The sequence below is a fragment of the Ectothiorhodospira mobilis genome, from assembly GCF_900114895.1.
Taxonomy (GTDB): Bacteria; Pseudomonadota; Gammaproteobacteria; order Ectothiorhodospirales; family Ectothiorhodospiraceae; genus Ectothiorhodospira; species Ectothiorhodospira mobilis_A.
The window spans coordinates 196,656-208,002 of sequence record NZ_FOUO01000004.1 but is presented as its reverse complement, the minus strand read 5'-3'; the positions used below and the strand labels follow the sequence as shown (position 1 = coordinate 208,002).

8 protein-coding genes are annotated in these 11,347 nt (G+C 70.4%); 4 read left to right on the top strand and 4 right to left on the bottom strand.

The window, feature by feature from the left end:
• Positions 1-812 precede the first annotated feature (812 nt).
• Positions 813-2,285, top strand: coding sequence for a sodium/proline symporter PutP (putP, locus tag BM214_RS04970; RefSeq protein WP_090484137.1), 1,473 nt, complete (start codon positions 813-815; stop codon positions 2,283-2,285).
• Here the strand turns inward: putP and thpR are convergent.
• Positions 2,280-2,870: an RNA 2',3'-cyclic phosphodiesterase gene (gene thpR / locus BM214_RS04965; RefSeq protein WP_090484109.1), complete on the bottom strand. Its 591-nt coding sequence runs from the start codon at positions 2,868-2,870 to the stop codon at positions 2,280-2,282. The two genes, putP and thpR, sit on opposite strands and share 6 nt — an antisense overlap.
• Positions 2,871-2,939: 69 nt before the next feature.
• Between thpR and BM214_RS04960 the strand changes: the two genes are divergently transcribed.
• Both BM214_RS04960 and BM214_RS04955 read left to right on the top strand, forming a co-directional pair.
• Positions 2,940-4,520 (top strand): alpha/beta hydrolase, encoded by a 1,581-nt coding sequence (locus BM214_RS04960; protein ID WP_090484107.1) that lies wholly within the window; start codon positions 2,940-2,942, stop codon positions 4,518-4,520.
• A gap of 86 nt (positions 4,521-4,606) precedes the next feature.
• Complete coding sequence (locus BM214_RS04955; RefSeq protein WP_090484105.1) at positions 4,607-5,545, top strand: 1-phosphofructokinase family hexose kinase; 939 nt, start codon at positions 4,607-4,609, stop codon at positions 5,543-5,545.
• Between the two features lie 17 nt (positions 5,546-5,562).
• Here the strand turns inward: BM214_RS04955 and BM214_RS04950 are convergent, their stop codons facing one another.
• From BM214_RS04950 to BM214_RS04940, 3 genes are all read right to left on the bottom strand, one after another.
• On the bottom strand, positions 5,563-6,777 hold the full coding sequence (locus BM214_RS04950; protein ID WP_090484103.1) for an EAL domain-containing response regulator: 1,215 nt from the start codon (positions 6,775-6,777) through the stop codon (positions 5,563-5,565).
• Positions 6,777-9,302 (bottom strand): PAS domain-containing hybrid sensor histidine kinase/response regulator, encoded by a 2,526-nt coding sequence (locus tag BM214_RS12965; protein WP_090484100.1) that lies wholly within the window; start codon positions 9,300-9,302, stop codon positions 6,777-6,779. Before BM214_RS12965 ends, BM214_RS04950 begins: the two co-directional genes overlap by 1 nt.
• Before the next feature lie 136 nt (positions 9,303-9,438).
• Positions 9,439-10,278 carry an HDOD domain-containing protein gene (locus BM214_RS04940; RefSeq protein ID WP_090484098.1) on the bottom strand — a complete coding sequence of 280 codons (840 nt, stop codon included), beginning with the start codon at positions 10,276-10,278 and terminating at the stop codon, positions 9,439-9,441.
• A gap of 252 nt (positions 10,279-10,530) precedes the next feature.
• Here BM214_RS04940 and BM214_RS04935 point away from each other — a divergent pair, with 252 nt between their 5' ends.
• Positions 10,531-11,223, top strand: coding sequence for a hypothetical protein (locus tag BM214_RS04935; RefSeq protein ID WP_090484135.1), 693 nt, complete (start codon positions 10,531-10,533; stop codon positions 11,221-11,223).
• The last annotated feature ends 124 nt before the right edge of the window (positions 11,224-11,347 follow it).

Below are 11,347 nucleotides of genomic sequence, written 5' to 3'. Positions count from 1 at the left end.
GGGGCGGGCTGGGGCCTGGCGGTTCCGGGGGGATCGCTGGGAGCGCCAGGCACCCGCTTGGCTCTGTTCTGCCGAGCTGGGGCTCGGCGTTCCCAGGGGGCGGGCTGGGGCCTGGCGGTTCCGGGGGGGGATCAGCTGGGAGCGCAAAGCCCCAGCTTGGCTCTGTTCTGCCGAGCTAGGGCTCGGCGTTCCCAGGGGGCGGGCTGGGGGCTGGCGGTTCCGGGGGGATCGCTGGGAGCGCCAGGCACCCGCTTGGCTCTGTTCTGCCGAGTTGGGGCTCGGCGTTCCCAGGGGGCGGACCCGGAGTCTGGCAGGCCCGGGGGATCGCTGGGAGCGCCAAGCCCTAGCTTGGCTCTGTTCTGCCGAGCTGGGGCTCGGCGTTCCCAGGGGCGGGCTGGGGCCTGGCGGTTCCGGGGGTCGCTGGGAGCGCCAAGCCCTAGCTTGGCTCTGTTCTGCCGAGCTGGGGCTCGGCGTTCCCAGGGGGCGGGCTGGGGCCTGGCGGTTCCGGGGGATCGCTGGGAGCGCCAAGCCCCAGCTTGGCTCTGTTCTGCCGAGCTGGGGCTCGGCGTTCCCAGGGGGCTTCTCGCGCAACATGGTGATCGGGGCCGGGACCCGGCGGGTTTGGGCGGCCGGTGGCGGTTGGCCTATACTCCCGCGGCATACTGACCTATCCACAAGGATCACTGCATGGAATACAGCCTCACCCCCGCCACCTGGTTCTGGCTTTTGGTGCCCATGCCGGCGCTGGTCCTGCTCTCCCTGATCAGCCTCCTCCTCCACGGGCTGCGGGGGATGCGGTCATGAACGCCGGGGTGGACGTGAACTTCGCGCTGCTGGCCACCCTGGTGGCCTACCTGATCCTGATGGTGCTGGTGGGCCTGGCGGCCTACCGCTTCACCCACAGCCTGGCGGACTACATCCTCGGGGGCCGCCGCCTGGGGGCGGGCACCGCCGCCCTCTCCGCCGGGGCCTCGGACATGAGCGGCTGGCTGCTGCTGGGCCTGCCGGGCGCGGTCTTCGCCTCCGGCATGAACCAGATCTGGATCGCCGTGGGACTGACCATCGGCGCCTATCTCAACTGGCAGTTCGTGGCCGACCGGCTGCGGCGCCTGACCTTCGCGGCCCGGGATTCCATCACCATCCCCGCCTATTTCGAGAACCGCTTCCGGGATGGCACCTCCGCCCTGCGGGTGGTGGCGGCGCTGGTGATCCTCATGTTCTTCACCTTCTACACCTCCGCCGGTCTGGTGGCGGCGGGCACCCTCTTCGAGGGCACCTTCGGTATCGACTACCGCATCGCCCTGGCGGTGGGGGCCGCGGTGATCCTGGTCTACACCCTGCTGGGAGGATTCCTGGCGGTGAGCTGGACCGACTTCATCCAGGGCGTGCTCATGTTCATCGCCCTCATCGTGGTGCCCGTGGTCACCCTGAGCCATGTGGGCGGCTGGTCCGGGGCCACGCAGCAGGTGGGCGAGATGGATCCCGGCGCCCTGGACGCCCTGCACAGCATGGGGGCCTTTGGCATCGTCTCCCTCATGGCCTGGGGCCTGGGCTACTTCGGCCAGCCCCATATCCTCACCCGCTTCATGGCCATCCGCAGCCCCGGGGACATCCCCCTGGCCCGGTTCATCGGCATCACCTGGATGGTGGTGGCCCTGTTCGGGGCCATCTTCACGGGCTTCGTGGGCATGGCCTATTTCGGCGAGGCGGGCCTGGACAACCCCGAGACGGTGTTCATCCTGCTGATCCAGTCCCTGTTCAACCCCTGGGTGGCGGGCGCCCTCATCGCCGCGGTACTGGCGGCCATCATGAGCACCATCGACTCCCAACTGCTGGTGTCCTCCTCGGCCCTGTCGGAGGACTTCTACAAGCGCTTCCTGCGCCCCAGGGCGAGCGATACCGAACTGGTGTGGATCGGCCGCGCCACGGTGCTGGGCATCGGTGTGGTGGCCACCCTGCTGGCCCTGGACCCGGAGGCGGCGGTACTGGATCTGGTGGCCTATGCCTGGGCCGGCTTCGGGGCCGCCTTCGGTCCGGTGATCCTCCTTTCGGTATTCTGGCGCCGGGCCACCCGCAACGGTGCCCTGGCGGGGATCATCACGGGCGCCCTGACGGTACTGGTGTGGAAACCCCTGGAGGGGGGGATCTTCGACATGTACGAGATCCTGCCCGGCTTCATCCTGGCCACCCTGGCCATGATCGCCTTCAGCTTCGTGGGTCGCGGCCCCTCGCCGGAGATGCTGCAGGAGTTCGACGGGGTGCGCAGGGACATGCGGGCCTCATAGGTCCGCTTCCACCCCTTGCGCCGGGTACCCGGCCAGGGGGCGATAACGGGGACCGTCATGGGTGTCCACCGACTCCACCAGGCAGAAGCGCCGCACCCGCCAGGTGAGCGGCGCCACCGGCGTCGGCGGCGGGGGACGACGCACACGCCGGGCCAGGGTGACATGGGGCCGGTAGGGGCGCGTCTCCGGGCGGTGGTTGCAGTCCTTCGCCAGGATCTCGGACAGTTGCCCCGCCAGGGCGGCCAGGGGGGCCTCGGGTTCGGCCTCCCCCAGCCACAGGATCCCCGGCCCTGGGAAGGACCCCAGGCCCCGAAGCTGGAACGAGAAGGGGCTGAAGACCACCCGGCGGGCGGCCGTATCCAGGCAGCGGATGCGCGCCGCGTCGGCCCGGCCCACGAAGACCAGGGTCAGGTGCAGGTTCGCCGCCGGCACGGGACGGCCGCCGTGCTCCGCCCGCCCCGGGGCCCGGGCCAGGATCTCCCGGCGCAGGGCGTCGTCGGGCCAGAGGGCGAAGAAGACCCGCCGGCCGGGTGCTCCGGCGGGCGGTACGGCATCCCCTGGGGGGCGGCTTACGTCTTCTGCCATGGTCTCGTCTCCCTATCGTGTTCGCCGGGCCTGCCCGGCCCCATGCTCCCTCAAGGAGGACCCGCATAGATGATCCGGCCCAAGCCCACCTCCCGCACATTCAATCGCCTGGCCGGCGCCGCCACGGCCCTGGTGGCCCTGGCGGCCATCGGTCTCTCCCTGTGGATGCTCGGCGCCGACACTCGGCCCCTGGACATCCGCCACACCCAGGCCCAAGGGGTGCCGCTGACGGTATTCGCCCCGCCTGGGGCGGAATCCGCCCCCGTGGCGGTCATCGGCCATGGCTTTGCCGGTTCGCGGCAGATGATGCAGCCCCTGGCCATTACCTTGGCCCGCCATGGCTACCTGGCGGTGACCTTCGACTTCCCCGGCCACGGCGGCAACGCCCGGCCCTTCGTGCCGGACTTAAGCGACGAGACAGAGCGGCGGGCGCGCCTGCGCCGGGCCCTGGATGCGGCGGTGGCCCATGCCCGCAACCTGCCCCAGGCCGGCGCAGGGCTGGCCCTGCTGGGGCATTCCATGGCCGGGGATATCCTGCTGGACTATGCCGGGGATCATCCCAGGCAGGTGGCGGCCAGTGTACTGGTGTCGCCGTACATCTCCGAGGATACCCGGCTGGAGGGGCTGTCGAACCTGCTGTTCGTGTTCGGGGAACTGGAGCCCGCCGCCCTGCGCAGGCCGGCCCTGGCCGCCTTCCCGGTGGCCCCGGAGGCGGTGCGCCCGGGGGTCACCTACGGCGATCCGAGGCAGGGGGATGCCCGCCGCCTGGCCGTGGCCCCGGATGTGGAGCACATCGGCGTGCTCTACGCCGGGGCCATGCAGGAGGAGGCCCTGTCCTGGCTGCAGGCCGCCCTGCCGGTGTCCGCCCCGGCGCAGACCGCAGGCCATGTGACCCACTGGGGGCCCTGGCTTGGGCTTTTGTTCGGCGGCATCCTGCTGCTGGCCCGGCCCCTGTCCGCCCTGCTGCCCCGCGTCGCCTCGCCGCCGGCGGGGGCGGGCCTGCCCTGGCGGCGGCTCCTGCCCCTGGCGGGGATCCCGGCGCTGCTCACCCCGCTGCTGCTGTGGCCGGTGCCCCTGGGGGGCCTGCCGCTGCTGCTGTCGGACTACCTGGCCCTGCACTTTGCGGTCTATGGCGCCATCACCTGGCTCCTGCTGATGGCGTGGCAGCGGCGCACCGGGACCGTGTTCCCCTACCGGGGACCACGGCGCAACGGGGGCCGGCTGCTGGTGGCCGCGCTCGCCGCCGGCCTCTATGCCATCTTCGCCTTCGGGCTGCCCATCCATGTCTTTGTCACCGGGTACCTGCCGGGGGCGGAGCGCCTGGCGGTCATGCCCCTGATCCTGGCGGGGACCTTGCTGTTCTTCACCGCCGATGCCTGGCTCACCCGCGGCGCCGGGGCCGCCCCCTGGGGCTACGCCGGCACCAAGGTGCTGCTCCTGATCTCCCTCATGGTGGCGGTGGCCCTGCGCCTGGAGGATCTGTTCTTCCTGGTGATCATCCTCCCGGCCATGGCGGTGTTCCTGCTGGTGTACGGCCTCATCGACCGCTGGACCTGGCGGGCCACGGGGCATCCGCTGGCGGGGGCCTTCGCCGTGGCCCTGGCCCTGGCCTGGGGCATGGGGGTGACCTTCCCCCTGGTATCGGGGTGAGGCGCGGCGGCGGGCTTTTCCCATGGGCCGGCCTGGGTTAGTTTCGATACCTGCAAGTCCGTTGCCATCGAATCCGGAGCCCCTCCATGCACAAGCGAATCGTGACCCTCACCCTCAATCCGGCGGTGGACGCCTCCTGCACCACGGACAAGGTACGGGCCGTGCACAAGGTGCGTACCACCAACGAGCGCTACGATCCCGGTGGCGGCGGCATCAACGTGGCCCGGGTGCTGAACGAGCTGGGGGCGGGGAGCTTCGCCGTCTACCTGGCCGGGGGCAGCCCCGGGGATGTACTGGACGAGCTGGTGGCGGACGCCGGGGTCATGGCCCACCGGGTGCATATCCGCGAGGACACCCGGGTGAGCCATGTGGTGTACGAGTCCAGTTCCGGCCAGGAATTCCGCTTCACCCCGGAGGGCCCCGGCATCCACCCCCAGGAGTGGCAGGCGGCCCTGGAGTTCATCGACATGCTGGACTTCGACTATGTGGTGGCCAGCGGCAGCCTGCCCCGGGGCACGCCGGTGGATGTGTATGCGCGCCTGGCGACCCTGGTGAAGCGCCGCGGCGCGCGCATGGTGCTGGATACCTCCGGCCCGGCCCTGGAGGCGGCCCTGGAGGAAGGGGTGTACATGGTCAAGCCCAGCCGCGGTGAGTTCGCCGCCCTCATGGGGCGCAGCCTGGAGGACCCCGCGGAACTGGAGGCGGCGGCCCGGTCGTGCGTTGCCGGCGGCGGCACGGAGATCCTGGCCATCACCCTGGGGCACGACGGGGCCGTACTGGCCACTGCGGACGCCTTCCTGCGCCTCGCCACCCCGAAGGTCACGGCGCGCAGCGCCGTGGGCGCCGGGGACAGCTTCGTGGCGGGCATGACCTTCGGCCTCTCCCGGGGCGAATCCATCCGCCGCGCCTTCGCCCTGGGGGTGGCAGCGGGCACCGCCACCGTCCTCACCTCCGGCACGGAGCTGTGCCACAAGTCGGACATCGATCACTTCTGGCACATGCTGTGCGAGGAATGCGGGGGCTGAGGCCCCCTCACCCGCCCCTACCCCGGTTCCGGGTGGGCACCGGTCAGGGCCTCCCGGCGTCGGTCCCAGTCCTCCATCCAGGCAGGGAAGGCATCGGCCGGCATGGCCGGGGCGATGAAATGCCCCTGGGCCCGGTCGCAGCCCATATCCCGCAGGAGTTGCCAATCCTCCGCCCGTTCGATCCCCTCGGCGGTGGTCTGCATCCCCAGCTTGCGGGCCATGCGCAGGCTGGCCTCGGCGATGGCGAGGCGGGCGGGATCGCGGGTGGCCCCGTGGACGAAGCTGCGGTCCAGCTTGAGTTCGTCGAAGGGGGCCTGCAGCAACTGGGCCAGGGAGGAGTGCCCGGTGCCGAAGTCATCGATGGACAGGCTCGCCCCCTTGAGCCGCAAGCGGGTGAGGATATCCAGGGAGAGCAGGCGGTCTCGGGCCAGCATGCGCTCGGTGAGTTCCAGGCAGAGGCAGTTGATGGGCACCCCCGCCTCCCGGGCGGTGTGCTGCACCACATCCGGAAGCCCCAGGACATGCAGGTTGGTGGCGGAGATGTTCACCGCCATGTGCAGATCCAGGCCCTGCTCCAGCCAGCCGCGGCAGGTGGCCAGGGCCCCCCGCAGCACCCGCATGGTGAGCTCGTCCATGAGGCCGTGGGCCTCCATCAGGTCCAGGAAGCGGTCGGGCATGAGCAAGCCGTGGCAGGGGTGATCCCAGCGCACCAGGGCCTCCGCCCCCACCAGGGCCCCGGTGTCCATGCGCACCTTGGGCTGGAAGTGCAGCACCAGCTCGTCCTCGTACACCGCCTGCCACAGGGCCTCCGCCTGGGGCGAGATCCGGGGATCGTCGTCGCCGCCGCCAGTGTCCTGCCCCTTGGCGGAGTCCAGCACCTCCCGCAGTTGTTCCAGATGCACGGGTTTGCTCAGCGGCGGCAGCAGGTTCAGCCCCCGGGCGGCGGCCACGTTCTGGGCCGTGCGCAGGATGCGCTCCTCCGTACCGCTCACCAGGATCACTGACCCGGTGAAGCCGATGCAGGCCAGGTTGCGCACCAGCTCAACCCCGTCCATCTCCGGCATCTGCAGGTCCAGAAAGATGAGTTCCGGCCAATCCTCCCGGGCGTCCAGGGCCAGGAGGAGCTCGTGGGGCTGGCCGAAGGCGCGCACTCGGGTATGGCCCAGCTCCCCCAACTGATGGCTCAGGAGCCGGAGCACAAAGGGATCGTCATCGACAATAAACACCTGCATCAGGGAGACTCCTTCTGGCCTCGGGGGCCGGTTCCATGGGGATGATCATCGATCCACTGCTCCAGTTCGCGCACGGCCCGGCCCAGTTCCCGGATCTGCCGGTCCAGGACAGCGCCATCACTCCCCTCCTCCAGGGATTCGATGCGTGCGCACAGATCGGCGATACGCGCCGCCCCCACGGAACGCGCCGCCGATTTGAACTGGTGGGCGGTGGCGGTGAGGGTGCGGGTGTCTCCCTGCTCCAGGGCCGCCCCGAGCCGCTCCAGGCGCTCGCGGCAGGTGCCCCTGAACAGTTGAATGAATTCCTGCAATGCGGCCGGGTCGCTGCCCACCACCGCGCGCAGCACCTCCAGATCCATCCCCGGGCCCTCCGGGGTCGGGGGTGCCGGCCCCGTCGATGGCGGCCCCGGGGGGGGGATGTTCCCCACAGGGGCGACATGCCGTTTCAATGCATCGTGCAACTGGCGCAGGGTGATGGGCTTGCGCAGATAGCCGTCGATATCGTGCTCACCGCTGGTCCAGAGGCTGGGGACACGGGCGTCGGCGGTGGTCATGAGGATCGGGGTGCGGGTGTGCCCCCCTTGGGCCTCTCGGTCACGGATGGCGCTCACCAGGGCCCAGCCCTCCATGCCCGGCATATGCAGATCGGACAGGACCGCGGCGAAACGGCCCGGGGACCAGAGCCGCAGGGCCGTCTCCCCGTCCGCCGCCACCTCGGCGGCGTAGCCCAACATGGCCAGTTGCCGCAGGAGCACGCTCTGATTGATGCGGTCGTCCTCCACCACCAGCACCAGGCGCCCTTCGCGGCGGGCCTGGGCCCGGTCGGGGATCACCGGCCGGCGCATCTCCAGGGCATCGCTGAAACCCTGGCCCTCCGCCGAACGCCCCGCCAGCAGGGTCACCGCCCGCAGCAGGGTCCGGCGCCGGGGGATGGCCCCCTCCTTCAGGGTGAGCTTCACCCCCACGCCCTGCACGTACAGGCCCTTGCCGGGCACGATCAGGACCCGTCCGGCGATGCCCCCGGCGGCGGGCATGGGGGGATGGGCAGTGGACCGCCCCCCTGGATCCAGGCGCTGCACCAGGACACGCACCCCCGCCGGGGGCGGCAGGCTCTCCAGGGTGTTCAGGTCGGGGATCACCCGCACCGCCGCCCCGGCCCGGGCCAGGACCGCCCGCTTCTCCGCCAGGGCGGTTTCGCCGGGGAAATGGAGCAGGCATTCCACCCCTTGCAGCGGTGCGCTGCCGTGGGCGTCGCCGTCCCGGGCCACCACCTCCAGGGGCAGCCCCACCCGGAACTCGGCCCCCGACCCCGGGGCGGTCTCCACCCGGATCTCCCCCTCCATGAGCCGCACCAGGCGTTCGCAGATGGCCAGCCCCAGGCCCGAGCCCCCATAGCGGCGGGTGGTGGAGGCATCGGCCTGGGTGAACATGGAGAACAGGCGCTGCACCCCTTCGGGGTCCATGCCGATGCCGTCATCCCGCACCGCGAGCAGCAGCCGGGGCCTCCCGTCCTCGCCCTGGTCCGTGTCCAGGCCCACCTTCACCCGCCCACGCCCCCCGTCCCGGCGGGCGCTGAACTTCGCCGCGTTGCCCACCAGGTTGTACAGGACCTGGCGCAGACGCACGGGATCGGACCAGATCCGGTCGGGCACCTCCGGGGCCACCGTCAGTTCCAGGTCCACGGCCTGCTTGGCCGCCACCGCGGCCATGGAGACGCAGACCCCTTCGGTGAGTTCCACCACCGCCACCGGGACACGCTCCAGTTCCAGCCGGCCCGCCTCCACCCGGGAGAAGTCCAGGATGTCGTCGATGAGACGCAACAGGGAAAAGGCGGACTCCCGGGCGGTGGCCACCACCTCCCGCTGGTCCTCGTCCAGGCGGTCCGCCGCCAGCACGTCCAGCATGCCGATGACCCCGTTCATGGGGGTGCGGATCTCGTGGCTCATGGTGGCCAGGAAGGCGGTCTTGGCCCGGTCCGCCGATTCCGCCTCGGCGCGGGCCTGTTGCAACTGCGATTCCGCGTCCTTGTGGCGGGTGATGTCCAGCACGTAACCGTCCAGGAGGGGCAGCCCGTCCTCCTCCACGCCCGCGGCGGTACCCCGTTCGTGGACCCAGCGGATGCCGCCGTCCCGGTGGTAGATGCGATATTCCAGGTCCCAGCCCTGACCCGACGCCACCGCCGCCTGGATGACCTCCTGCACCCGGGCGCGGTCCGCCTCATGGATGATTTGGGCATAGCTGAGCACACGGTTGTCGATGAAGTCCTGCGCCGCATGGCCGGTGAGTTCCCTGGCGTTGGCCGTCATCAGACGCATGGTCCAGTGGGGGTCCATGACACAACGGTAGACGACACCGGGCATATGGCTCAGCAGCGGTTCCAGCCCCTCCCGCTGGTGGCGCACCGCATCCCATAGGGAGAGCACCTGCCATGTATCCAGATGCCCCTCCCGGGCCAGGTGGGCGGCCAGATCCGGGAAGCGGGCCCGGAGATCCTCCCATAATTGCGCTGTGCGCGAGCTCTCCATCTCATCCCCTGCCCCGGGGCCCAGGACCCGGGACGGCTTGTATCCAGTGGCGGCGATGACGCCGTTCCATGATCATGATCAATTCAACCCCGGGGAGACAACCCCCGCGCGGTCCCACCATGCCCCGGGGGCCGGATCAATCCATGGCGATGCCATCCACCTGGGCCTCCAGGGCCGAGGCGTCGGCCAGGCCCAGATAGTCCGTCAGGGGCTCAGCAAGCTGCTCCCATTCGGTATAGGTCAGCCGGGTATTGTCCTCCGCCGCCAGGGCCCGCAGGGCCAGCTTCAGGGCCACCACCAGATCGGGGGCGTCGGCATGGTCCAGGGTCTCCAGGTGCGCCACACGATACTGCCCCTCGATGGCCGTGCTCACCGCCGCAGGGACATGCCATTGCCGCGTCACCAGGGCGGCGATGCGGGCATGGTGGACACCAAAGCTGGCCTGCTCCGCCTGCAGGACACCGGACCAGCCGTGCACCGCGGCCTCCCGCAGCATGGGGTCGTAGGCCTCCCCAAAGACCCCCCGCAGGGCCGGCACCCCCACCAGATGGAAGATCCCCAACAGATAGGCGTCGTCCACCAGATCCGGCCGGCGCAGGGACTGTACGGCCCTGGCGCAAGTCTCCCCCACGCGCACGCCGGTCTTCCAGAAGCCCCCCATCTCCGGCAGATGGGAGAGGGCATTGCGCAAGGCCACGGTGCGTACCACCGCACGGGTGCGCTCAAGGCCCAGGAGCAGGACCGCCTCCCGTATGGCGCTGATCTCCCGGCGGCGCCGGAACAGCGGGGAGTTGACCACCCACAGCAGACCGCCGGCCAGGCTCGTATCGGCGGCGATCCACTCCGCCACCCGGGACAGATCCACCTCCTCGCGGCGGGCCTCCTGGGCGATGCGGCGCAGCGCCTCCGGCTGCGGCGGGATGGCGAGCCGCTCCAGCAGGGCGCTTTCCTGGGGGGAGGGATCCGTTGGGTCCATAGGAATTTCTCGCTTCCAAAGGACATCCGCTTGCGCCGAATCCTGCCGGAGCCACGGGGCAATACGTCAAATATTCGTCACCGCCACCCGGCCCATCTCCGATCCCAGGGGACCGGGAGGAGGACGCGAAGATGGCCCGATTTCTGCTTGTTGATTCCGGAGTCGCCTCGCGGTACCGCCCCCGAGCAGGTACCAGTCCTTTCCGACAATCCCCTTGGACCGGCCCAAAGCCCTTGAGCCATGATGGAACGCATGCAACCCCACGACACCGAGGACGAACAGCAGTCCCACAACATCCCCCCAAACGGGGTGGTGCGCGATCAGCGCCTCATCACCCAATGCGCCCTGGAGGTAATCCAGGACATCCAGCGCCAGCGCGGGCGGGCCATGCAACCCCGGGACCGCATGGCCCTGAAGCTGCTCACCCCCAGGAACGCGGCGCTCATGGTGAAGGGTGCCCGAAGGCATCTGGGATGTCGACAGGTGAGCTTTGACATCCTCACCGACGATCCGGGACTGGGCGCCTACCGTCTGGTGCCCGTGGGATTGCACGTGCGCAACCCCGAGACCGGCTGGTGGAGCGACGATTACGGCATCGGCCGCTTCCTGTGGAACCTCTATCTGGGGGAACCCCCGGAGGATGGCATGCAGCGCATCCTGGAGCGCCTGTTCGGACTCCCCGCGAAAGAACTGGGACCGGCCTGCACGCAACTGGCGGTGCGCCGGCAGGAGCACGACATCCAGGCCGTGGTACGCCCGGACCTGGCCCTGTACATCCGCCGCCACAAGGGCAGCATCGAGACCTCCCTGAGGCGGCTGCACCGGGCCCAGGGCCTGCACCGGGCCGCGGACCTGGGCCTGGACACCGGCGGCCAGGGCCGCATGGCCCTGGTCTTTGGCAAGAGCCGGCGCTATGCCATCACCTTCAGCGTGGAGAGGGCTTGATACCGGGCCTCTCAGGGGGCATCATCCCCGCCGCAGGCGGCCCCTTTTCATGGCTTTGTCACCTCCCGGGGGCACCCTGAAGGGCACAGCGGGGCATCCCCGAAGCCGCCCACGGATCATCACT

Excerpts from the sequence above, each read along its gene's own strand:
- thpR (WP_090484109.1), bottom strand. The coding sequence starts at position 2,870 with ATGGCAGAAGACGTAAGCCGCCCCCCAGGGGATGCCGTACCGCCCGCC.
- BM214_RS04960 (WP_090484107.1), top strand. The coding sequence starts at position 2,940 with ATGATCCGGCCCAAGCCCACCTCCCGCACATTCAATCGCCTGGCCGGC.
- BM214_RS04955 (WP_090484105.1), top strand. The coding sequence starts at position 4,607 with ATGCACAAGCGAATCGTGACCCTCACCCTCAATCCGGCGGTGGACGCC.
- BM214_RS04950 (WP_090484103.1), bottom strand. The coding sequence starts at position 6,777 with ATGCAGGTGTTTATTGTCGATGACGATCCCTTTGTGCTCCGGCTCCTG.
- BM214_RS12965 (WP_090484100.1), bottom strand. The coding sequence starts at position 9,302 with ATGGAGAGCTCGCGCACAGCGCAATTATGGGAGGATCTCCGGGCCCGC.
- BM214_RS04940 (WP_090484098.1), bottom strand. The coding sequence starts at position 10,278 with ATGGACCCAACGGATCCCTCCCCCCAGGAAAGCGCCCTGCTGGAGCGG.
- BM214_RS04935 (WP_090484135.1), top strand. The coding sequence starts at position 10,531 with ATGCAACCCCACGACACCGAGGACGAACAGCAGTCCCACAACATCCCC.